Annotated in this window: 21 protein-coding genes; 12 read left to right on the forward strand and 9 right to left on the reverse strand. The window is 52.5% G+C overall.

What is annotated here, in order from left to right; genetic code table 11:
• Positions 1-12 precede the first annotated feature (12 nt).
• On the forward strand, positions 13-870 hold the full coding sequence (gene nfo / locus ACLJQJ_RS10130) for a deoxyribonuclease IV (protein WP_063809696.1): 858 nt from the start codon (positions 13-15) through the stop codon (positions 868-870).
• A gap of 64 nt (positions 871-934) precedes the next feature.
• Here nfo and fruA read toward each other — a convergent pair whose 3' ends face one another.
• From fruA to fruB, 3 genes are read right to left on the reverse strand one after another with little or no spacing between them, the layout of a single operon-like run.
• Positions 935-2,623: a PTS fructose transporter subunit IIBC gene (gene fruA / locus ACLJQJ_RS10135; RefSeq protein ID WP_000854408.1), complete on the reverse strand. Its 1,689-nt coding sequence runs from the start codon at positions 2,621-2,623 to the stop codon at positions 935-937.
• Positions 2,624-2,639: 16 nt separating this feature from the next.
• The gene (fruK, locus tag ACLJQJ_RS10140; protein WP_000091249.1) at positions 2,640-3,578 is read right to left on the reverse strand and encodes a 1-phosphofructokinase; all 939 of its coding nucleotides are present in this window, start codon (positions 3,576-3,578) and stop codon (positions 2,640-2,642) included.
• Positions 3,578-4,708 (reverse strand): fused PTS fructose transporter subunit IIA/HPr protein, encoded by a 1,131-nt coding sequence (gene fruB / locus ACLJQJ_RS10145; protein ID WP_000487287.1) that lies wholly within the window; start codon positions 4,706-4,708, stop codon positions 3,578-3,580. Before fruB ends, fruK begins: the two co-directional genes overlap by 1 nt.
• Positions 4,709-5,077: 369 nt before the next feature.
• Here fruB and setB point away from each other — a divergent pair, with 369 nt between their 5' ends.
• Positions 5,078-6,259 (forward strand): sugar efflux transporter SetB, encoded by a 1,182-nt coding sequence (gene setB / locus ACLJQJ_RS10150; RefSeq protein ID WP_000551926.1) that lies wholly within the window; start codon positions 5,078-5,080, stop codon positions 6,257-6,259.
• 64 nt (positions 6,260-6,323) lie between these two features.
• On the opposite strand, the gene ACLJQJ_RS10155 is transcribed toward setB, so the two are convergent.
• The 3 genes from ACLJQJ_RS10155 to ACLJQJ_RS10165 form a co-directional block, all read right to left on the reverse strand.
• Positions 6,324-6,989 (reverse strand): GNVR domain-containing protein, encoded by a 666-nt coding sequence (locus ACLJQJ_RS10155; RefSeq protein WP_063809697.1) that lies wholly within the window; start codon positions 6,987-6,989, stop codon positions 6,324-6,326.
• Position 6,990: 1 nt separating this feature from the next.
• Positions 6,991-7,113: a membrane protein gene (locus ACLJQJ_RS10160; RefSeq protein ID WP_001519564.1), complete on the reverse strand. Its 123-nt coding sequence runs from the start codon at positions 7,111-7,113 to the stop codon at positions 6,991-6,993.
• Between the two features lie 387 nt (positions 7,114-7,500).
• The gene (locus ACLJQJ_RS10165) at positions 7,501-7,755 is read right to left on the reverse strand and encodes a YkgJ family cysteine cluster protein (protein WP_001523448.1); all 255 of its coding nucleotides are present in this window, start codon (positions 7,753-7,755) and stop codon (positions 7,501-7,503) included.
• A gap of 323 nt (positions 7,756-8,078) precedes the next feature.
• On the opposite strand from ACLJQJ_RS10165, the gene yeiP reads away from it, so the two are divergent.
• From yeiP to yejF, 9 genes are all read left to right on the forward strand, one after another.
• Positions 8,079-8,651, forward strand: coding sequence for an elongation factor P-like protein YeiP (gene yeiP, locus ACLJQJ_RS10170; protein WP_001136822.1), 573 nt, complete (start codon positions 8,079-8,081; stop codon positions 8,649-8,651).
• A 212-nt stretch (positions 8,652-8,863) separates the two neighbouring features.
• A complete protein-coding gene (locus tag ACLJQJ_RS10175; protein WP_000169351.1) occupies positions 8,864-9,850 on the forward strand; it encodes a CobW family GTP-binding protein in 987 nt (328 codons plus the stop codon).
• Between the two features lie 29 nt (positions 9,851-9,879).
• Entirely contained in the window at positions 9,880-10,599 is a 720-nt protein-coding gene (locus tag ACLJQJ_RS10180) for a phosphatase PAP2 family protein (RefSeq protein ID WP_000178091.1), read from the forward strand.
• Positions 10,600-11,012: 413 nt separating this feature from the next.
• The gene (gene mepS / locus ACLJQJ_RS10185; protein WP_000241015.1) at positions 11,013-11,585 is read left to right on the forward strand and encodes a bifunctional murein DD-endopeptidase/murein LD-carboxypeptidase; all 573 of its coding nucleotides are present in this window, start codon (positions 11,013-11,015) and stop codon (positions 11,583-11,585) included.
• 325 nt (positions 11,586-11,910) lie between these two features.
• Complete coding sequence (locus tag ACLJQJ_RS10190) at positions 11,911-13,467, forward strand: cyclic di-GMP phosphodiesterase (RefSeq protein WP_000957744.1); 1,557 nt, start codon at positions 11,911-11,913, stop codon at positions 13,465-13,467.
• A 106-nt stretch (positions 13,468-13,573) separates the two neighbouring features.
• A complete protein-coding gene (locus tag ACLJQJ_RS10195) occupies positions 13,574-15,379 on the forward strand; it encodes an extracellular solute-binding protein (RefSeq protein WP_000561742.1) in 1,806 nt (601 codons plus the stop codon).
• Positions 15,380-15,388: 9 nt separating this feature from the next.
• Complete coding sequence (locus ACLJQJ_RS10200) at positions 15,389-16,483, forward strand: microcin C ABC transporter permease YejB (protein ID WP_000501623.1); 1,095 nt, start codon at positions 15,389-15,391, stop codon at positions 16,481-16,483.
• Entirely contained in the window at positions 16,483-17,508 is a 1,026-nt protein-coding gene (locus ACLJQJ_RS10205; protein WP_001137761.1) for an ABC transporter permease, read from the forward strand. The genes ACLJQJ_RS10200 and ACLJQJ_RS10205 overlap by 1 nt, the downstream gene beginning before the upstream one ends.
• Before the next feature lies 1 nt (position 17,509).
• On the forward strand, positions 17,510-19,099 hold the full coding sequence (gene yejF, locus ACLJQJ_RS10210; protein WP_000203619.1) for a microcin C ABC transporter ATP-binding protein YejF: 1,590 nt from the start codon (positions 17,510-17,512) through the stop codon (positions 19,097-19,099).
• 3 nt (positions 19,100-19,102) lie between these two features.
• Here the strand turns inward: yejF and ACLJQJ_RS10215 are convergent, their stop codons facing one another.
• From ACLJQJ_RS10215 to rsuA, 3 genes are all read right to left on the reverse strand, one after another.
• On the reverse strand, positions 19,103-19,447 hold the full coding sequence (locus tag ACLJQJ_RS10215; protein ID WP_001094639.1) for a YejG family protein: 345 nt from the start codon (positions 19,445-19,447) through the stop codon (positions 19,103-19,105).
• A gap of 390 nt (positions 19,448-19,837) precedes the next feature.
• Positions 19,838-21,028 carry a Bcr/CflA family multidrug efflux MFS transporter gene (locus ACLJQJ_RS10220; RefSeq protein ID WP_000213349.1) on the reverse strand — a complete coding sequence of 397 codons (1,191 nt, stop codon included), beginning with the start codon at positions 21,026-21,028 and terminating at the stop codon, positions 19,838-19,840.
• 27 nt (positions 21,029-21,055) lie between these two features.
• Positions 21,056-21,751, reverse strand: coding sequence for a 16S rRNA pseudouridine(516) synthase RsuA (gene rsuA / locus ACLJQJ_RS10225; RefSeq protein ID WP_001234836.1), 696 nt, complete (start codon positions 21,749-21,751; stop codon positions 21,056-21,058).
• A 151-nt stretch (positions 21,752-21,902) separates the two neighbouring features.
• Here rsuA and ACLJQJ_RS10230 point away from each other — a divergent pair, with 151 nt between their 5' ends.
• Positions 21,903-23,663 carry a DEAD/DEAH box helicase gene (locus tag ACLJQJ_RS10230; protein WP_063809698.1) on the forward strand — a complete coding sequence of 587 codons (1,761 nt, stop codon included), beginning with the start codon at positions 21,903-21,905 and terminating at the stop codon, positions 23,661-23,663.
• Positions 23,664-23,691: the final 28 nt, after the last annotated feature.

Here is a 23,691-nt window from a genome sequence, read left to right on the forward strand (position 1 = left end):
CAGGAGTCTTTTATGAAATACATCGGAGCGCACGTCAGCGCTGCTGGCGGTCTGGCTAACGCCCCTGCCCGCGCGGCTGAAATTGGCGCAACGGCCTTTGCGCTTTTCACAAAAAACCAGCGTCAGTGGCGTGCCGCCCCCCTTACTCCCCAGGTCATTGATGACTTTAAAATCGCCTGTGAAAAGTATCATTTCTCGGCGGCGCAAATTCTTCCCCACGATAGTTACCTGATTAATCTGGGCCATCCGGTCAGTGAAGCGCTGGAAAAATCACGCGATGCCTTTCTCGATGAAATGCAGCGCTGTGAACAACTCGGCTTAACCTTGCTTAATTTTCATCCCGGTAGCCATCTGATGCAGATTGCACAGGAGGATTGCCTGGCGCGGATCGCGGAATCCATCAATATTGCCCTCGCGCAGACCGAGGGCGTTACGGCGGTTATCGAAAATACAGCCGGTCAGGGCAGTAATCTGGGGTTTGAGTTTGAACAGTTAGCCGCCATCATCGAGGGCGTGGAAGATAAGTCGCGCGTTGGCGTCTGTATCGATACCTGCCATGCCTTTGCCGCCGGATACGATCTGCGTACGCCAGAGGCGTGCGAAAAAACGTTCGCCGAATTCGGGAAAATTGTCGGATTTCAGTATTTGCGCGGAATGCATCTTAACGACGCCAAAAGCGCCTTCGGTAGCCGCGTTGACCGTCATCACAGCCTGGGTGAAGGCAATATCGGCCACGATGCGTTTCGTTGGATTATGCAGGATGGGCGTTTTGACGGTATTCCGCTGATACTGGAGACCATCAATCCTGATATCTGGGCGGAAGAGATTGCGTGGTTAAAAGCCCAGCAAATTGCCGAAGCGATGGCCTGAAGCTCAATGTTCTTCAGGCAATAAAAAAGGCAGAGCGCGCTCTGCCTTTTTTAGCGTGTTTCTCTTACGCCGCTTTTGCCGCGACTTCCGTCTCCGGACGTTTCAGGACGGCATAAGCCAGTCCTGCCACCAGCGTACCGGCCACAATTGCCAGCAGGTATCCCAATACCGGCGTAATTGCGCCTGGGATAAGCAGAACAAACAGACCGCCATGCGGCGCCATCAATTTTGCGCCTACCGCCATAGAAATAGCCCCGGTCAACGCGCCGCCAACGATACAGCACGGCAGTACACGCATCGGGTCGCGTGCCGCAAACGGAATAGCGCCTTCAGTGATAAAGCACAGCCCCAGCACCAACGCCGCTTTACCACCTTCCTGCTGCGCTTTGTCGAACTTACGACGCGCCACCATCGTCGCCAGACCCAGCGCTAACGGCGGTACCATACCTGCGGCCATGATCGCCGCCATCGGCGCGTAAGTTTGCGTACTCAGCAGACCAACGCCAAACGCATACGCCGCTTTGTTCACCGGGCCGCCCATGTCGGTACACATCATCCCGCCGAGAATCGCGCCCAACAGCACTGCGTTTGCGGTTCCCATGGTTTGCAGCCAGTGAGTGAGCCCTTCCAGAATCCCGGCAACCGGTTTACCGATCAGGTAAATCATCGCCAGCCCCACCACCAGACTGGAAATTAACGGGATGATCAGGATTGGCTTCAGCGCTTCCATACTTTGCGGAAGTTTCAATTTGGTACTGATAAGCTTCGCCATATACCCGGCAAGGAAGCCGGCAATGATCCCGCCGATAAAACCGGAACCGGTGCTAACCGCCAGCATACCGCCAATCAGACCTGGCGTAAGGCCTGGGCGATCCGCGATGGAGAAAGCGATATAACCCGCCAGTACCGGCACCATCAGCGCAAACGCCGAACCGCCGCCAATCTGCATCAGCGCCGCCGCCAGCGTGTCCGGCACCTTAAAGGCTTCAATACCAAAGGCGAAGGAAAGCGCAATACACAGTCCCCCGGCAACTACCATAGGCAGCATGTAAGAAACGCCCGTCAACAGATGCCGGTATGCGCCAGCGCTCTCTTTCTTCCCTTCGGTCGCCGCTTGCGATGCCTTACCCGCCGGTTGATACGGCGTCGCTTCCGCTACGGCTTTATCCAGCTCCTGCGCCGTCTTTTTCAGCGCCAGGCCGGTCGACGTGCGGTACATCGGGAGACCGGCAAACTTCGCCAGATCCACTTCGATATCCGCCGCCACAATCACTAAATCCGCTTCCGCCACCTCTTCCGGGGTGATGGCATTGCCGGCCCCCACGGAGCCGCGCGTTTCGACTTTTACCCACCAGCCGCGTTTTTTCGCTTCTGTTTCAATGGCTTCAGCCGCCATAAAAGTATGGGCGACGCCGGTCGGGCAGGCCGTTACCGCGACCACGCGTTTCGGACCGCCGCTCGCCGCAGGAGCAGCCGCAGCAGGGGCGCTGTAAGGGGTCGCATGGCTTTTGGCTTCACTCAGAAACAGTTCCGGATGCGCGACGGCGCGACCAATATCCCCCAGCCAAACCTTTTTGCCGTTCAGAGCATTGTCGTTCGGCAGAGATTCGCCCAGCACGATCGCCAGTTCAGCATCATTCGGATTGTCGATAATTTCCAGATTTGCTTTATGCGCCGCCGCTCCAAGCAGGGTTTTCGCCATGTAAGCGCGAGCCTGGCCGAGATTAGCGTCAATTATCAGCAGCGTTTTCATTATGCCTCTCCTGCTGTCAGTTAAACGGTTGTAAGTCGACACGCGCCATCATTGCGGCCAACTGAGGACGATCGGTAATACCCACATTGCTCTGGCTGACCGCCAGCGCGGCAACCGCCGTCGCCAGACGCAGCGTATGTTCGCTGGACTCGCGCATCAGCAGGCCGTAAATCAATCCGCCAACCATGGAATCGCCTGCGCCGACGGTACTTACCACGTCAACTGCCGGTGGTTTAGCGATCCATTCTCCTGAGGCGTTAACCCACAGCGCGCCTTCCGCCCCCAGCGAAATCACCACATGGGCGATACCCTGTTCGCGTAACGCGTGCGCCGCATCAATCACATCTTTCATTTCCGGGAGCTTACGACCCGCCCAAATTTCCAGTTCGCGGCGATTCGGTTTCACCAGCCACGGCGCAGCTTTAAGACCGGCGACTAACGCTTCACGGCTACTATCAAAGATAATGCATGGACACTGGCTGCGCAGACGCGTCATCCAGTCGGTGAACGCTTCCGGACTCACGCCAGCCGGTAAGCTACCGCTGACGCAGACCATATCAAACTGGCCCAGCCAGCTCAGGGAGTCGTTAACAAAGCGTTCCCAGTCTGCGGGGGTCACGTCAAAGCCGGAAAAGTTGAAGTCGGTCACTTCGCCATCTTTTTCCGTCAGCTTCACGTTGATGCGGGTCCGGCCCTGAACCACCTGAAAGCGGTTAGCGATGCCCAGTTCGCTGAACAATTGCTGAAAACCGTCCTGGTTATCTTTACCGAGAAAACCGCCGACGGTGACGTCGATGCCTAAGTCTTTCAGCACCTTGGCAACGTTAATGCCTTTGCCCGCCGCGTGCAGACCCGTGGTTTTCACCAGGTTCACTTCGCCGCGTTCGATTTCAGGGCAAAACCCAACCAGATCGTAAGCCGGATTAAGGGTAATGGTGGCGACACGCCTGCTCATTATGCGCCCTCCCCGAGACCGGCGGCGATCGCATCGCCAATCGCTTTCAGCGCCTGTTCAGCATCTTCACCCTGCGCGGTAAAGCGCAGACGATGGCCTTTCTTCACGCCTAATGCCACCACTTTCATCAGACTACGTCCGTTTGCCGGTTTGCCGGTTCCATCAAGGTTTGTCACGGTAATTTCACTGTTAAATTGTTTAATCGTATTCACCAGCATGGTGCCCGGACGGGCATGGAGACCATGCTCATTACGCACTACAAATTCCGCGCTCAGTACGTCATCCGTCAGCGCATCATCACTGGTCAGCAACGCCAGCAGCGTCGCGGCGTCGGCGCTCAGCAGACGATCGGCTTTATTGTTCAGCAACAGGTCGCCGAGGCGTTTTAGCACGGCAATCGGCTGCTCGTCGTTCATCGCGACAGTGACTAATAAGGCTGCTTTTTCACCCTCTACGTCAAACGCCTGGGTCGCACGGCTTACCGCAACAGCGCTGCGCAAATTGCCTTCCGCGCTGTCGTTCAGCCAGATGCCTTGTCCCAGATTCATCGGACTATCGTTAATCGTTTTTGCGACGAACGCCGCATCAACCGCTCCCGCCTCTTTCAGACGCGCCGCATTTAGCGCCTGCAATGTGACCAGCGAGCTGGCGATGACATCCAGCGTCATCGTCTCGTTATCAAGTTTTAATTGTTCACTTTGCTTCTCGCCCATCAGCAATGCGCGCAGCTCTTCCGCCGTTGTCGCGGATTTCAGCTGTTCAGCCACGGAGTCATCGCTCAGCACATGCGTCAGCTGACGCAGCAGGCCAAGGTGTTCGTCCGAACTGGCGGCAATACCAATCGCCACGTAGGCGACCTGGCCTTCTCCCCAGGTAACGCCCTGCGGAAATTGAAAGACCTGGACGCCGGTTTTCAGCACCTGATCGCGCGTGTCTGTTGTGCCATGGGGAATCGCAATACCATTGCCAAGAAAGGTCGAGGTTTGCTGTTCGCGCGCCAGCATACCGTCAACATAGCCGCCCGCCACATTCCCCGCCTGCGCTAACGCGGCGGCGATTTGCCGAATGGCCTCTTCTTTATTTCCGGCCTGCTCGCCCGGATGAATGTCCTGAACCGATAACTGGAACATGTGTCTCCTCTCCTGCTGAATTGAAACGATTCAGCCACTATGAGAAAAAAAGCGCCAATCTGAGTTATCAAAAAAACCAGATCGCGCTGAAACGTTTCAAGAAGTCTGGATCTTTCTGCTTCAGCACGCAAGAAAAGTTACCGGTTTTGTAGCAATTTTTTGAGGTGAAGCACATTTTTTCTCCAACAGACCCTCAATAGCTGACGCATAAAAGGCTTCAGCTTTTTTCTTTCAGCTTGCGTCAGCACCCCCCTGGTAACAAACTGGAATGCTATTTTGATTTTTCGTGTCGATTTTGATTCAGACGCCTGTTTATTTTCTGACGGGCAGCGTAAACTCCGCCTCTCTTCACACCACTGATATAGAAACATGCACAACAGTCCCGCCGCCGCTGCGCCTAAATCGTTTGACCTGGCGTCTACCGCCTTTTTGATCGTCGCTTTTCTCACCGGTATTGCCGGTGCGCTACAGGCGCCGACGCTCAGTATTTTTCTGACGGATGAGGTTCACGCCCGTCCCGGCATGGTGGGATTCTTTTTTACCGGCAGCGCGGTTATCGGCATTATCGTGAGCCAGTTTCTGGCGGGTCGCTCAGATAAAAAAGGCGATCGCAAAAAACTGATCGTTTTCTGTTGCGTGCTGGGCATGTTGGCCTGCGTGCTGTTTGCCTGGAACCGCAACTACTTTATTTTGCTGTTTATCGGCGTCTTTCTCAGTAGCTTCGGCTCTACCGCCAACCCGCAGATGTTTGCGCTCGCCCGTGAACATGCCGATCGTACAGGTCGTGAAGCGGTGATGTTCAGCTCAATCCTCCGCGCCCAGGTCTCATTGGCCTGGGTCATTGGGCCGCCGCTGGCCTATGCGCTGGCGATGGGTTTTAGCTTTACGGTGATGTATTTGAGCGCGGCGGTAGCTTTTATCGTCTGCGGCGTCATAGTGTGGTTCTTTTTACCGTCAATGCGCAAAGATGCGCCGCTGGCGACCGGCACGCTGGAAGCACCGCGTCGTAATCGCCGCGATACGCTGTTGCTGTTTGTCATCTGTACGTTAATGTGGGGAACTAACAGCCTGTATATCATTAATATGCCGCTGTTTATCATCAATGAGCTGCATCTTCCGGAAAAACTTGCAGGCGTGATGATGGGCACCGCCGCCGGGCTGGAGATTCCCACAATGCTGATTGCAGGTTACTTCGCCAAACGGCTGGGAAAACGCCTGTTAATGTGCATCGCCGTTGTCGCCGGACTGTGCTTTTATGCGGGTATGTTGCTGGCGCACGCGCCGGCGACGTTGCTCGGCTTGCAGTTGCTGAACGCGATTTACATCGGCATTCTTGGCGGGATTGGCATGCTCTATTTTCAGGATCTCATGCCAGGCCAGGCGGGTTCAGCCACCACGCTGTATACCAATACCATTCGCGTCGGCTGGATCATTGCCGGTTCGCTGGCGGGAATCGCCGCAGAAATCTGGAATTACCATGCGGTCTTCTGGTTTGCGTTAGTCATGATTGTCGCCACCATGTTCTGCCTGGCGCGTATTAAAGATGTTTAACTTGCAAGCCTGATACTTTTACTCTTCGACACATTTCAGCGCAGAGTTTATCTCTGCGCAATGTTCATGCGCGGTCATTCATTGTCTTTTTCTCAATACGATATTCTGTTAGCGCCCTCCTACATAAAAGACCGGTTATTGAGAAAATTACGCCCATCAGTCCACAAAGAGCCAGCACCAGCCGCATCTTATATTTTGGTGTAACAGCAACATCTATCACTTCAATGTTAGCATTATTTTTAACCGCCTCCGACAACAATGATAGCTTTGCATATGTTTCCGTTTGTAACATATTTTTATGCACGCTATAACGTTTAATGTCACCATCATCGATATACCATGCTGCCATTTTATCGACACTATTTTTCAGGGTGGAAATAATATTATTGACACTTTCTTCCCTCCCCTGCGCCTTAAAAAGGACAAGCTGTTTTTTCGCGTCAAAACTTATTTTATTTTTATATTCCGCAGGCAAGAAACGGCTAAACTGGTTAAGGATAACCGTTGTTTTACATTGAATATCATTAGTATAGCCACATAACGCATAGGTAGCAGGCGTATCCAGATTAGGTTTGATCGTAATACTCACAACCTTTGTATCATGCTGCACGCTCACAAAAACATAGCCAATGGCAACAAAAATAAAGGTAGCGATCATGATACTTAGCCATTTTCTTATAAGGAATAAGGAAACGTCGACTAAATCAATTTCACTATTTTCTCCCCGCATTTCACATCCCTTTTAAAACGCTAATAGTCAACCCGAATACTGAAATAACAAAAAGCAACACCAGCGTAAAAATAAACGCCCTGGCTGCGAACGTATATTTCTTCATAAGATAAAACCCACACATAAGAATTCGAGTATTTTAAAGGAAAATAACAACACATTCACACTGGTTATATCGATCGGTAAATACATCAATGATAGATATAAACTATCAAATTCATGATATCGATCGTTATAAATAATTAAAATCGATCAAAATTCCTCTTTTTAATAGATAAAAACTATCATATAAATAAAATTGATCGTTTTTGTTTTATGTGACGGTTCATTCGGTACACGTTCAGGCACCAACGGGGTTGAGCGGCGACATCTACCGCTTCAGAAGCCACGAAATAAGGGAATCATGTATTACGCTATTTAATGGTAAAAGGAGGTAATTTGATGCGCAGCTTTTGCAGACTATTTCGGGATATAACGTAAGCCCCTGCACGTTTATCAAAAACGGCATAGCTCATGGTAAGGTTTTCTGTTCGAGTTCCAGCAAATAAATAATGGCCTCTTCCCGGGTCGTTAAACACATATCCCCTGTCGGTTGCAAACCAGAGCACACTTTTGGGCGTAAAGGCGAGCCAAAGATAAGGCACAAGTTATCTTCCGAAAGCTGCACGCATCTGGTATTCATCGGCTTGCCATTCGGCATTCCGGGTATCGGCGACGAAATTGAAGGCGCAATACAGCAAGCGCCACAACCGCTACGACAGTCCATGCTCAGCCCTCTATTTATAACCAAATGAAAGATAACAGAATTTGTCCAAAGAAAAATCCAGATTTAAAATGTGGACGTCATCATGATCAGACCTGCCCTCAGACATTCCGAAGACAAGGCTGGAAACAGAAGGGACAACACAGCACACTTCCCCCCTCCGGGCGACATGCCATCGCCTATTCTCGTTGAACGCGGAGCGGAAAGCGGGCGAACAGTATCACCTTTTTTGCACCAGCAAAAGTGACAATTCCACTTGCCTGGACGGCCCGGCGCGAGTAGTTTTACGCGATATTTTAGATAATCTCTACAACAGGATCTCCTCGATGCCAAGAGCGAACGAAATCAAAAAAGGTATGGTACTGAACTACAACGGCAAATTGCTGATTGTGAAAGATATCGACATTCAGTCACCTACCGCCCGTGGCGCCGCCACACTGTATAAAATGCGTTTTTCCGATGTCCGCACCGGTCTGAAAGTGGAAGAACGTTTCAAAGGCGACGATATCGTTGATACCGTCACCCTGAGCCGTCGCGGCGTTGACTTTTCTTATGTCGATGGCAACGAATATGTGTTCATGGATAAAGAAGACTATACGCCGTATACCTTCACCAAAGATCAGATTGAAGAAGAGTTGCTGTTTATGCCTGAAGGCGGAATGCCGGATATGCAGGTTCTGACCTGGGACGGCCAACTGCTGGCGCTAGAGCTTCCGCAGACCGTGGATCTGGAAATCGTCGAAACCGCGCCGGGTATTAAAGGAGCGTCCGCCAGCGCACGTAACAAACCCGCGACATTAAGCACCGGTCTGGTGATTCAGGTTCCCGAATACCTGAGCGCAGGTGAGAAAATCCGCATTCATATCGAAGAGCGCCGTTATATGGGGCGCGCGGATTAAGTTTCGTATTTTTCGGCTGCGCCCCAGGGCGCAGTCTGCCCCTTTTCTTTATTGACTGTTCTGCGCCCGGAAAGAGAAACGTTAAAAATTTAACATTTTCTGCTCTTAAGATGGCAGAAGCACGACTTCGTCAACTCAGCGCTTCTCTTTTTCACGTTTATTCGCCAGGATTATTAAAAGTTGTTATGTTGTATCAATATTCTGGAGCTGACGTGACCAAAACCAATCTTATTACTGGATTTCTCGGTAGCGGAAAAACCACCTCTATCCTTCATTTATTAGCCCATAAAGATCCGGCTGAAAAGTGGGCCGTCCTGGTCAATGAATTTGGCGAAGTGGGTATTGACGGCGCACTGCTTGCCGACAGCGGCGCACTGCTAAAAGAGATCCCCGGCGGCTGCATGTGCTGCGTCAATGGATTGCCTATGCAGGTGGGGCTCAACACGCTGCTACGCCAGGGCAAACCTGACCGGTTGCTGATTGAACCAACCGGACTGGGGCACCCAAAACAGATTCTGGATTTATTAACTGCGCCGGTTTATGAGCCGTGGATTGATTTACGCGCTACGCTCTGCATCCTTGACCCTCGCCTGCTACTGGACCAACAGAGCGTCGCCAATGAAAATTTCCGCGATCAGCTCGCCTCAGCCGATATTATCATCGCCAATAAGACCGATCGCGCCACGGCGCAGAGCGATGCCGCCCTGCAACAGTGGTGGCGACAGTACGGCGGCGATCGTCAACTGATTCATGCCGAACATGGACAGATAGACGGTAAGCTTCTTGATTTACCACGACAAAATCTGGCGGAACTGCCGGCCAGCGCCGCGCATTCTCACACTCATGCCAGTAAAAAAGGACTCGCCGCGCTAAATCTGCCCGCCCAGCAGCGCTGGCGACGCAGCCTCAATAGCGGACAAGGTCATCAGGCCTGCGGCTGGATTTTCGATGCCGATACCGTGTTTGACACCATTGGTCTCCTCGAATGGGCTCGTCTGGCGCCGGTGGGCCGGGTGAAAGGCGTTATGCGCATACAAGAGGGGCTGGTACGCATCAATCGCCAGGGCGATGACCTGCACATCGAAACACAGAGTGTCGCGCCGCCGGATAGCCGGGTTGAACTTATCTCAAGCACAGAAACCGACTGGAATACGTTACAGACGGCCTTGTTGAAGCTTCGTTTAGCGACGCACGCGTAAGGTTGCCACCGTTTAAAAACTATGGCGAAATGACGATGAAAACCCGCTATTCCTTGATAATTCTGCTTAATGCCGCCGGTCTGGCGCTGTTTTTGTCATGGTATCTTCCCGTCAATCACGGCTTCTGGTTCACCATTGATTCCGGCATATTCCACTTCTTTAACCAGAAACTGGTGGAAAGCCACGCGTTCCTCTGGTGGGTCGCTATTACCAATAATCGGGCGTTTGACGGCTGTTCGCTGCTGGCGATGGGCGGACTGATGCTCAGTTTCTGGCTAAAAGAAGACGCGTCGGGCCGGCGGCGCATTGTGATAATCGGATTGGTCATGCTGCTAACAGCGGTGGTGCTTAACCAACTCGGTCAGGCGCTGATCCCCGTCAAGCGCGCCAGCCCAACGCTCTCTTTTGAGCATATTTATCGCGTCAGCGAGTTGCTGCATATCCCGACAAAAGACGCGTCAAAAGACAGTTTCCCAGGCGATCACGGTATGATGCTGCTGATATTTTCCGCCTTTATGCTGCGTTATTTCGGCAAAACGGCGGGGATTATCGCCCTTATTATATTTGTGGTTTTCGCGTTTCCGCGCGTTATGATTGGCGCTCACTGGTTCACCGATATTGTGGTCGGGTCACTCACGGTTATTTTGATTGGCCTCCCCTGGTGGCTGATGACCCCGCTCAGCGACCGGGCGATAGCGCTTTTTGAGAATTATCTTCCGGGCGGGAATAAACAAATTTTAAACAAATAACCTATGTAATTAACATTACCTTCAGCGATAGTTTTACATCGTTGAAGGTAATTTATGATGATATTCCCCCAGCCCATCATTTTTCGGTCATATTATTCCTCTGCAAAATGAACAGTTTGCCCGATTTTTAAACGATTTGCGCTTAATTTGACCCGTGCTGATAGTTCACTTTTCGTATCATAAATTCTTATAAAAAATCACGCGAAATCGCTCGCAATGACAGCAACAATCGGGTAATCTCAAACTCGTTTTGCCTCGCCAGATAATTATTCTCATTGCGAATAAATTTGTGCGTTCCGCCACAGATTTGTGCACAAAGAATTGTCTCAAGCTGTGCAGGTAATTAGTCTCATCACGTTTGGCATTTTTATAACGATATTTATCGTTAAGGACTTCAAGGGAAAACAAACAACATGGTCAAATCTCAACCGATTTTGAGATATATTTTGCGCGGGATTCCTGCGATTGCAGTTGCGGTTCTGCTTTCTGCTTGTAGCACAACCACCAATACCGCAAAGAATATGCATTCTGAGACGCATGCTGTGGGCAATAGCGATAGCTCTTCACTGCAAGCCTCTCAGGATGAATTTGAAAATATGGTGCGTAACCTCGACGTTAAGTCGCGGATTATGGATCAGTATGCTGACTGGAAAGGCGTGCGTTACCGCCTGGGCGGCAGCACTAAGAAAGGCGTCGACTGTTCCAGCTTTGTACAGCGCACCTTTCGTGAACAGTTTGGTTTAGAGCTTCCGCGTTCAACCTATGAACAGCAGGAAATGGGCAAAGCGGTTTCACGCAATAACCTGCGTACGGGCGATCTGGTTCTGTTCCGCGCCGGTTCCACTGGTCGTCATGTCGGTATTTATATCGGCAATAACCAGTTTGTCCATGCGTCTACCAGTAGCGGCGTCATTATCTCCAGTATGAACGAACCGTACTGGAAAAAACGCTACAATGAAGCGCGTCGAGTTCTGAGCCGCAGTTAATCTTCATCAGGCAGCACCTCCCTTGGCTTACCTGATGAGACGACATAAAAAGCACTGCTTCGGCAGTGCTTTTGCTTATTATCCCTTCTGAACCCGTTTTACCGAATAGCGACGTGTCGCCTCTTATCCAGCCTACAACACACGAACATAGGCCTGATAAACATAGCGCCATCAGACATTCAGGTCGTTTCCGCCAACGCCTACTGCGACAATACGCTTTCCTGCGCATCACAGAAAAGCATGACTATCCGGGGTAATCCAGGCTATAGTCTTATAAATCAACCAGTTTAACCGGCATCCACCTTTTCAGGTCACACCAGGAATTATGCTTACACGCGACTCCTCTTCCGGTCGGAAAATCCTGCTTACCTGTATCATTACGGGGATAGCGGCAGCATTACTTATTGGTAGCCTGCAATTTTTCCTGTCGTGGCATAAACGGGATGTTAAATACAATACGCTCCTTTCTGATGTACAACATTACCTGGCCAGCTATTTCGCCGACCTGAAAGCCACCACCGATATTCTTCAGCCGTTGACGATCAACACCTGTCAGCAGGTTGGCGCAGAACTCACCTCAAGAGCCGCTTTTAGCCTTAATGTCCGCGCCTTCTTATTGATTAAAGATAAAAAAGTGTTCTGCTCTTCCGCCACTGGCGCCATGAATATGCCGCTTCAGCAACTGGTACCGGATATAGATATCCGCAAAGACGTTGCTATGGCGATTCTGCCCGGCACGCCAATGATGCCCAACAAACCGACAATGGTGATTTGGTATCGGAACCCATTATTAAATGACAGCGGCGTATTCACATCGCTGAATATTAACCTGACGCCTTACTTACTCTATACCACGCGCCAGGACGATTTTAACGGCATCGCGCTGATTGTCGGCAATACCGCGCTGTCGACCTTTTCTTCGCGTCTGCTGACCGTCGCGGAGCTGCCGGGCGCGCCATCACGACAGGCAACTATCAACGGCCTGCCGCTTAAAATACAGCTTTATGCCGATAGCTGGACCTACAATGACTTGTGGTATGCGTTGATGCTGGGCTGCATTAGCGGCATCGTAGCAGGGTTTATCTGTTACTTTATCTATGCCCTCCGGACGCGACCGGGCAAAGAGATTTTAACGGCGATCAAACACGAGCAGTTTTATGTGGTTTATCAGCCCGTCGTCGATACTCGTACGCTGAGCGTCACCGGGCTTGAAGTCTTACTGCGCTGGCGTCACCCTACGGCAGGCGAGATTCCGCCGGATGCCTTTATCCACTATGCCGAAGCGCAACAACTTATCGTACCGTTAACGCAGCATCTGTTCGAGCTGATCGCCCGCGACGCTCCCACGCTACAGAAGGTGATGCCCGTCGGTGCCAAATTTGGCATTAACATCGCGCCGGAACATCTGCACAGCGACAGTTTTAAAGAGGATATGCACCGGCTCAGGGACGCCCTGCCCGCGCACCATTTTCATATCGTGCTGGAAATCACTGAACGCGATATGCTCCAGCAGTATGAAGCGGCCAAACTGTTCGAATGGCTGCATTCCGCCGGGTTTGAAATCGCTATAGATGATTTCGGTACAGGCCATAGCGCCCTGATTTATCTGGAGCGATTTACTTTAGATTATCTGAAAATCGATCGCGGCTTTATCCAGGCGATCGGCACGGAAACCGTCACGTCTCCGGTTCTGGATACCGTGCTGACGCTCTCCAGACGCCTGAATATGCTGACGGTGGCCGAGGGCGTTGAAACGCCGGAGCAGGCCCGTTGGCTACGCGATCACGGTGTTAATTACTTGCAGGGATACTGGATTAGCCGTCCTTTACCCCTAAAAGATTTCGTGCTGTGGATGTCGGCGCCTTCCGTGCCTGAATGGTAGTCCCCTTACGGTTTTAACGGATTCACATCAGACGCAACGTCACTTATTATTCAGCGAAACGCCTGCCGGTTTGCAGCGGGCAATACGATAAGGAAACCGCCTTCAGATGATTGCGCGCGTAATGCTTCTGCTTGTCGCACTGGTTAGCGCTGGCGCCCAGGCCCAGGAAATCAAAGAAAGCTACGCTTTCGCCGTACTCGGCGAACCTAAGTATGCTTTTAACTTTGATCACTTTGATTATGTGAATCCTGCTGCGCCGAAAGGCGGTCAGATGACGCTTTCCGCCATTGGTACGTTCGATAATTTCAATCGCTATTCGCTGCGCGGCAATCCCGGCGTACGTACCGAAGCCCTTTACGATACGCTTTTTACCACCTCGGATGATGAACCCGGAAGCTATTACCCGCTGATTGCCGACCATGCCCGCTATGCCGCCGACTATTCCTGGGTGGAAATCTCGATTAATCCCCGCGCTCGTTTTCACGATGGCACGCCCATTACCGCCCGCGATGTGGCCTTTACCTTTCATAAGTTTATGACCGAAGGCGTACCGCAGTTCCGTCTGGTCTATAAAGGTACTACCGTGAAGGCGATTGCGCCTTTAACCGTGCGAATTGAGCTGGCGAAGCCTGGTAAAGAAGACATGCTTAGTCTGTTTTCACTACCGATCATGCCCGAAAAATTCTGGAAAAATCACAAACTCAGCGATCCACTTTCAACGCCGCCCTTAGCCAGCGGGCCATACCGGATTACTCAGTGGAAAATGGGCCAGTACATTGTCTATTCACGCGTCAAAAACTACTGGGCGGCTAATCTGCCGGTCAATCGTGGACGTTTTAACCTCGACACTATCCGCTACGATTACTACCTTGATGACAATGTCGCTTTCGAGGCGTTTAAAGCGGGCGCATTTGATCTACGGCTGGAAAACGACGCTAAAAACTGGGCAACGCGCTATATCGGTAAAAATTTCGATAATCATTACATCATTAAAGAAGAGCAGAAAAACGAGTCGGCGCAGGACACACGCTGGCTGGCCTTTAATATTCAGCGCCCGGTATTTAAAGACCGGCGGGTACGTGAAGCTGTCACCCTGGCCTTCGATTTTGAGTGGATGAATAAAGCGCTGTTCTATAATGCCTGGAGCCGAACCAACAGTTACTTCCAGAATACCGAGTACGCCGCCAGAAATTACCCTGACGCCGATGAGCTGGTATTACTCGCGCCGATGAAAAAAGATCTTCCTCCTGAAGTCTTCACCCAGATCTATCAGCCGCCGGTCTCTAACGGCGACGGCTACGATCGCGAAAATCTTCTTAAAGCTGACGCCTTGTTGACGCAGGCCGGATGGGTGATCAACGGACAGCAACGGGTCAATAGCGTCACCGGTAAGCCTCTGACGTTTGAACTTCTCCTTCCTGCCAGCAGTAATAGCCAGTGGGTTCTGCCCTTCCAGCATAATCTTCAGCGTCTGGGCATTACGATGACTATCCGTCAGGTTGATAATTCTCAACTCACCAACCGGATGCGTAGCCGCGACTATGACATGATGCCGAGGCTATGGCGGGCGATGCCCTGGCCCAGCTCCGATCTACAAATCTCATGGGCGTCGGAATACATTGACTCCAGTTATAACGCTCCCGGCGTACAAAGCCCGGTGGTGGATAAACTGATCGCGCAAATTATCGCAGCGCAGGGTGATAAAGCGAAACTGGTGCCGCTGGGACGGGCGCTGGATCGCGTGCTGACCTGGAACTATTACATGCTGCCGATGTGGTATATGGCGCAAGACAGGCTCGCCTGGTGGGATAAATTCTCCCATCCGGCGATTCGCCCGGTATATACCATCGGGTTAGATACCTGGTGGTATGATGTCAACAAAGCCGCCAAGCTACCGGCAGCCAGGAGGTAGTAATAATCAATGGGCGCCTATCTTATCCGCCGTCTGTTACTGGTGATCCCCACGCTATGGGCCATTATTACCATTAACTTTTTTATCGTGCAGATCGCTCCCGGCGGCCCTGTTGATCAGGCTATTGCCGCGATTGAATTTGGCCAGGGCGGCGCGTTGCCCGGTGCCAGCGGCGAAGGCGTTCGCGCCAGTCATGCGCAAACCGGCGTCGGCAATATCAGCGACAGCCATTATCGCGGCGGCCGGGGACTCGATCCGGAGGTGATCGCGGAGATCACCCATCGCTACGGCTTCGACAAACCGCTGCATGAGCGTTATTTCAAGATGCTACGGGACTATCTCTCTTTTGACTTCGGCGACAGTCTGTTTCGCAGCGCATCCGTACTAACGCTGATCAAAGATAGCCTTCCCGTCTCCATTACCCTGGGATTATGGAGCACGCTGATTATTTATCTGGTGTCTATCCCGCTGGGGATCCGCAAAGCCGTCCATAACGGCAGTCGCTTTGATGTGTGGAGCAGCGCGTTTATCATTATCGGTTATGCGATCCCCGCCTTTCTGTTCGCTATTTTATTAATCGTCTTTTTTGCCGGCGGCAGCTACTACGATATCTTTCCGCTACGTGGCCTGGTCTCCGCCAACTTTGACACATTACCGTGGTACCAAAAAATCACCGATTATTTGTGGCATATTACGCTACCGGTGTTGGCGACCGTCATCGGCGGTTTTGCCGCCCTGACGATGCTGACGAAAAATTCGTTTCTCGACGAGGTGCGTAAACAGTATGTCGTTACCGCTCGCGCTAAAGGCGTGAGTGAAAAAAACATTCTCTGGAAACATGTTTTTCGTAACGCCATGCTGCTGGTGATCGCCGGGTTTCCCGCCACTTTTATCAGTATGTTTTTCACCGGCTCGTTGCTAATTGAAGTCATGTTCTCGCTCAACGGCCTGGGGCTGCTGGGTTATGAAGCAACCGTTTCGCGCGACTATCCGGTGATGTTCGGTACGCTTTATATCTTTACCCTGATTGGCTTATTACTGAATATCCTGAGCGATATCAGCTATACGCTGGTCGATCCACGCATTGATTTTGAGGGACGATAATGCCGCGATTAAGCCCGGTCAATCAGGCCCGCTGGGCGCGTTTCCGCCATAATCGCCGGGGCTACTGGTCACTATGGATTTTCCTGGTCGTGTTCAGCCTGAGCTTATGCGCGGAACTGATTGCTAACGATAAGCCATTGCTGGTGCGCTATGAAGGCCAGTGGTATTTTCCGCTGGTAAAAAATTACAGCGAGCGCGATTTCGGCGGCCCGCTGGCGACAACGGCAGATTATCAGGACCCCTGGCTACAACGGCAGCTTGAGAATCGGGGCTGGGTGTTGTGGGCCCCCGTACGCTTTGGCGCCAATACCATTAATTTTGCCACCACGCAGCCTTTCCCCTCCCCGCCTTCGGCGAAGAACTGGCTGGGCACCGATGCGAATGGCGGCGACGTTTTCGCCCGCATCCTGTACGGCACCCGCATTTCTATTTTATTCGGTCTGATGTTAACAATTTGCTCCAGCGTCATGGGTGTACTGGCGGGCGCGCTACAGGGCTATTATGGCGGCAAAGTCGATTTATGGGGACAACGTCTCATCGAAGTCTGGTCGGGGATGCCGACCCTGTTTCTGATTATTTTACTTTCCAGCGTAGTGCAGCCTAACTTCTGGTGGCTGCTGGCCATAACCGTACTGTTTGGCTGGATGAGTCTGGTGGGCGTGGTGCGCGCCGAGTTTTTACGGACCCGCAATTTTGACTATATCCGCGCCGCGCAGGCGCTTGGCGTCAGCGATCGTGACATTATCCTGCGCCATATGTTGCCTAATGCGATGGTCGCTACCCTGACATTTTTACCGTTCATTTTATGTAGCTCCATCACCACCCTGACGTCGCTGGATTTTCTGGGATTTGGTCTGCCGCTTGGCTCCCCTTCTCTCGGCGAACTTCTTTTACAGGGGAAAAACAACTTACAGGCTCCCTGGCTGGGGATCGCCGCCTTTCTGTCTGTCGCCATTCTGCTATCGCTGCTGATTTTTATCGGCGAAGCGGTACGCGACGCCTTTGATCCTGCTAAGGCGGTATAAGATGACATCTCCATTGCTTGCGATTGAAAATTTATCGGTAGGTTTCCGTCAGCAACAGCACGTGCGTCCTGTCGTTAACGCCATTTCGTTACAGGTGAACGCCGGGGAAACGCTGGCGCTGGTCGGCGAGTCCGGGTCAGGAAAAAGCGTGACGGCGCTTTCCATTCTGCGTCTTTTGCCTACCCCTCCCGCCGTCTACCTCTCCGGCGATATTCGCTTTCACGGCGAATCATTGCTTCATGCCAGCGAGCAGACGCTACGCGGCGTGCGCGGCAATAAAATCGCCATGATTTTTCAGGAACCGATGGTTTCACTTAACCCGCTGCATACGCTGGAAAAACAGCTCTATGAAGTGCTGTCGCTCCATCGGGGAATGCGTCGGGAGGCGGCAAGGGCGGAGATGATCGGTTGTCTGGATCGGGTCGGTATCCGCCAGGCGAGCCAGCGTCTGCGCGATTATCCGCATCAGCTTTCCGGCGGCGAACGCCAGCGCGTCATGATAGCCATGGCGCTGTTAACACGGCCGGAATTACTGATCGCCGATGAGCCGACCACCGCCCTCGACGTCTCCGTACAGGCGCAGATTTTATCTCTACTGCGGGAACTCCAGCGCGAGCTCAATATGGGATTGCTGTTTATCACCCATAACCTCAGCATTGTAAAAAAACTGGCGGATTCAGTGGCGGTAATGCAACACGGCAAGTGCGTAGAGAACCAACGCGCCGACACGCTGCTCTCCGCGCCGACCCATCCGTACACGCAAAAACTACTCAACAGCGAACCCACTGGCGATCCGGTTCCGCTCCCCGCCGGGCAGACGCCGTTGCTGGAAGTGGACAGGCTGCGCGTCGCCTTCCCGATCCGCAAAGGCATTCTGAAGCGCGTCGTAGATCATAATGTGGTGGTTAACAATATCAGTTTCACCCTGCATCCAGGCGAAACGCTGGGTCTGGTCGGCGAGTCAGGCTCGGGAAAAAGCACCACCGGTCTGGCGCTGTTACGGCTTATCCGCTCCGAAGGCCGCATCGTGTTTGACGGTCAATCGCTGGATACGTTAAACCGCCGCCAGCTTTTACCTGTTCGCCACCGTATCCAGGTCGTATTCCAGGACCCGAACTCATCGCTAAACCCGCGTTTAAACGTGTTGCAAATTATCGAAGAAGGCCTGCGCGTCCACCAGCCTACGCTTTCAGGCGCGCAGCGCGAACAGCAGGTGAAAGCGGTCATGATGGAAGTCGGCCTGGACCCGGAAACACGGCATCGTTACCCCGCTGAGTTTTCCGGCGGCCAGCGTCAACGTATCGCCGTCGCCAGGGCGCTGATTTTAAAACCGTCGCTTATTATTCTGGATGAACCGACCTCATCGCTGGATAAAACCGTTCAGGCGCAGATTCTTGCCCTCCTGAAATCGCTACAGCAAAAGCACCGTCTGGCCTATATCTTCATTAGCCACGATCTGCATGTAGTACGCGCGCTGTGCCATCAGGTTATCGTGCTGCGGCAGGGGGAGGTGGTTGAACAGGGGCAATGCGAGCGCGTGTTTACCGCACCGCAACAGGCCTATACGCGTCAGCTACTCGCGTTAAGCTGACGCCTAAAAAGGATTATTGTTAGAAAAAGGTTCCGCTATCGCCACGCCGAAATTTTTCAGCCGACAGGTGGCGGCAAACTCATCCTGACGATTAACGAACAGGCACGGTTCCCCTTCGCACTCCAGCACGGAGCAAGGAACTTCAATATCGCTTAGCGCCTGGCTGAGCTTATGCATCACTGACCACGCGCTATCGCCTGCCGGACTCAACAGTTTAAGCGCCACCAGACTATTCTCGGTGCTCTGCCCGTTTTGCGGAATCGGTTCAACCTTTGACCCCGCAAAACCCGCCGACCAGCGATAGTTTTGCGGCAGACGGTGAACAATTGAGAGCTGTAATGTATTCACTTTCTTTCCCCGGAAGCACAATTACTTCACAATTTACTTACATTTATATTAACACATCATTGACAATCCGTCCTTAAACAGATTGCTAACGCCCTTCTCTCCGTCAGTGGCTCTACAGCAAGCGGGAGTTAAAATAGTTTTACCGACGCGGAGATAGCGGCGGGCTATATGTACCCGTTTCTGCGATCTAACTCAACCTTTTTAACTACAATGATGTGACTTTTTACATAAATGGATTTTACATAAAATAAACATAAAGGAGGAAAATGATGAATTGGTAATTGATATACATCAACTATGAAAGCCGTTTGGCTTTGCCATCGTGTAGCGGATAGCGTCCCCCAACGCCGCCTGCGCATTCTTCGGCGCCATTGAGGGACAGCGCGCCCGTCACCGTTTTTTGGGACGGCTGGCGTAGAGATAAAACAGAATGGAACAGGCGGCGCAAAGCGCAATCGACCAAATCATCGGCCACGCACTGGTAAAGGTAGCCAGCGACAGCAACGCGCCGACGATAGCGCCAATACCAAAGCGGAAAGTGCCCGCCAACGAAGACGCCGTTCCGGCCATATGCGGAAACTCATCCAAAATGACCGCCATCGCATTGGACGAAACCATCGACACACAGCCGACAAACGCCGCAACGCCGACCACCAGCGCCCAGAATCCAATGCCCATCAGCGCGCTGAAAACCATCCACACCGCCATCGCAAACTGAATCCATAGCCCGGCCCGAAACATGTTTAGCGCCCCTACCCGTCTGACAAAACGGCTGTTGATAATCGTCATCACAAACAGAAATACGATGTTCAACGCGAAGTAGTAGCCGAAATCCTGCGGCGGAACATGATTAATTTCGATATAGACAAACGGCCCCGCGCTCAAAAAAGAGAACATACCGGCAAAACTAAACCCGCTCGCCAGCATATAGCTCAGTACGCGTTTGTGGCGAAACAACGCAGCAAAGTTACCTATTGTGGTACGAATATGAAAAGGCTGACGCCGCTCAACGGGCAGCGTCTCTTTAATCAGAGCAAAGATCATGACTGACGCCAGAATCGCCGCAATGGCCAGTATCCAGAAGATATAGTGCCAGCTTAACCATACCAACACCCAGCCGCCGACAATGGGCGCCATTAACGGCGCTATCGTAGTGACCAGCATGACAAATGACATCATGCGCGAAAACTCTTCCTTTGGATAAATATCCCGCATCAGCGCATTGATGACGACGCTTGCCGCCGCGGCCGCCAAACCGTGAAAGAAACGCATCACGATCAGTTGATCGATAGTCTGCGCCAACGCACAGGCGACCGCCGCAGCAGCAAATACCAGCGTCCCGCCCAGGATGACCGGCTTACGCCCGAGGCTATCCGCCATCGGTCCATAGATAAGCTGACCCAGCGCAAACCCCAGAATATAGGTGCTGAGCGTCATCTGCGCGCTACCGGCAGGCACGCCGAATTGCGCAGAAATCACCGGCAGCGCTGGAAGATACATATCAATCGACAGCGGCATTAACATGGCCAACAGGCCAAGGATAAAGACAATGGCAAAGGAAGAGTGCTGCCGGGTGGTCACATCGAACTCCTGAATTTAACGAGATAGTTAGCCGACGCTGGCGATTTCTTCTTCAGTCAACGGGCGGTACTCGCCGGGAGCCAGATTCTCATCCAGCGTAATGGCGCCAATCCGTTCGCGGTGCAGTTCCACAACGCGATTGCCTACTGCGGCAAACATCCGCTTCACCTGATGATAACGGCCTTCGCTGATGGTCAGACGGACCTGCACAGGCGTTATCACCTCCAGCGTAGCGGGTTTAGTGAGATCTTTTTCATTATGCAACTGCACGCCTTTCGCAAATTGCGCTGCCGTATCGTCGGCCACCGGCGACTCCAGGGTCACCAGATAGGTTTTTTCACAGTGATGGCGCGGCGACGTAATGCGGTGCGACCACTGACCGTCATCTGTCATTAACACCAGACCGGTAGTATCGATATCCAGACGTCCTGCGGCATGCAGCTTATACGCCACCGGCTCATCCAGGAAATACAGCACCGTTGGATGATCGGGATCATCGGTTGAACAAACGTATCCCTGCGGCTTGTTAAGCATAAAATAGCGTGGCCCGTGTTGCTGCGCTAAGGGATTGCCGTCATACGCAACCGCATGTTCCGGGAGCAGTTTGAAGGCCGCATTTTTAATGATGTCGCCATCGACGGTAACGCGGTTACCACGGATTTCACGCCCGGCAATAGCGCGGCTGACGCCAAGCTGCTGAGCGATAAATTTATCAAGTCGCATGTGTGTGATTTAGCCTGTAATAATACGGAAATCGGGCATTCTACCCGAAAAAAGGGAATTGCTATCCGCTCAGTATAGCGGGCTAACTATATCCCTCAAGGGAAATGATTCATGGCATACTATTCCCGGAACCGTTTAACGTAGTGAGACCATGATTTTTACACTCCGCCCCTACCAGCAAGAAGCCGTAGACGCCACGCTCAGCCACTTTCGCCGCCACCGTACGCCCGCCGTGATTGTTCTGCCGACCGGCGCAGGTAAAAGCCTGGTGATCGCCGAACTGGCGCGCGTCGCCCGCGGACGGGTACTGGTGCTGGCGCATGTGAAAGAGCTGGTTGCGCAGAACCACGCCAAATATTGCGCGCTGGGGCTGGAAGCGGATATTTTCGCCGCCGGACTCAAACGTAAAGAGAGTCAGGGCAAAGTCGTGTTCGGCAGCGTACAGTCGGTGGCGCGTAATCTTGACGCCTTCCAGGAGGAGTTTTCGCTGTTGATTGTCGATGAATGCCACCGCATCGGTGACGATGAAGACAGTCAGTATCAGCAAATCCTCACTCACCTGAGTAAAGTTAATCCTCACTTACGTCTGCTTGGGCTCACCGCCACGCCTTTTCGCCTCGGAAAAGGCTGGATTTATCAATTTCATTATCACGGTATGGTGCGCGGCGACGACAACGCTCTGTTTCGCGACTGTATTTATGAACTGCCGCTGCGCTATATGATTAAACACGGCTATCTGACGCCGCCTGAGCGGCTTGATATGCCAGTGGTCCAATACGATTTCAGCCGCCTGCAGGCCCAAAGCAATGGGCTGTTCAGCGAAGCCGACCTGAACCGCGAGCTGAAAAAGCAGCAGCGGATTACGCCGCACATCATCAGCCAGATTATGGAATTTGCGCAAACGCGCAAAGGCGTGATGATTTTCGCCGCCACGGTCGAACATGCGAAAGAGATTGTCGGTCTGCTTCCGGCGGAAGACGCGGCGCTGATTACCGGCGATACGCCAGGGCCCGAGCGCGATGCGCTGATTGATAATTTCAAGGCGCAGCGTTTTCGCTATCTGGTTAACGTCTCGGTGCTGACCACCGGCTTTGACGCCCCACACGTTGATCTCATCGCGATTCTACGTCCCACGGAGTCAGTTAGTCTTTACCAACAAATTGTCGGGCGTGGTCTGCGCCTTGCGCCGGGAAAGACCGATTGCCTGATTCTTGATTACGCAGGCAACCCGCACGACCTGTATGCCCCGGAGGTCGGTAGCCCGAAGGGAAAAAGCGATAACGTCCCTGTCCAGGTATTTTGCCCGGCCTGCGGCTTTGCCAACACCTTCTGGGGGAAAACCACTGCCGACGGCACGCTGATTGAACACTTTGGCCGTCGCTGCCAGGGCTGGTTTGAGGATGACGACGGCCATCGCGAGCAGTGCGATTTTCGCTTTCGCTTCAAAAACTGCCCGCAGTGTAATGCCGAAAACGATATTGCCGCCCGACGCTGCCGGGAATGTGACGCTATTCTGGTCGACCCGGACGATATGTTAAAAGCGGCGCTCAGGCTCAAGGATGCGTTAGTCCTGCGCTGTAGCGGAATGACGATGCAGCATGGGCAGGATGAGAAAGGCGAATGGCTGAAAATCACTTACTATGACGAGGACGGCGCGGATGTTAGTGAGCGCTTCCGCTTGCACACGCCCGCCCAGCGTACCGCTTTCGAACAGCTATTTATTCGCCCGCATACCCGCACGCCCGGCGTTCCTTTACGCTGGATCACGGCGGCGGATATTGTCGCGCAGCAGGCGCTGTTGCGGCATCCCGATTTTGTGGTCGCGCGGATGAAAGGCCAGTACTGGCAGGTGCGTGAAAAAGTGTTCGACTATGAAGGCCGCTTCCGCCGGGCGCACGAATTACGTGGTTAATTGTACTTTTCATTGATGTAACGGCGAT

Origin of the sequence: Salmonella sp. SAL04202 (assembly GCF_046550775.1) — a bacterium.
Lineage (GTDB): Bacteria > Pseudomonadota > Gammaproteobacteria > Enterobacterales > Enterobacteriaceae > Salmonella > Salmonella enterica.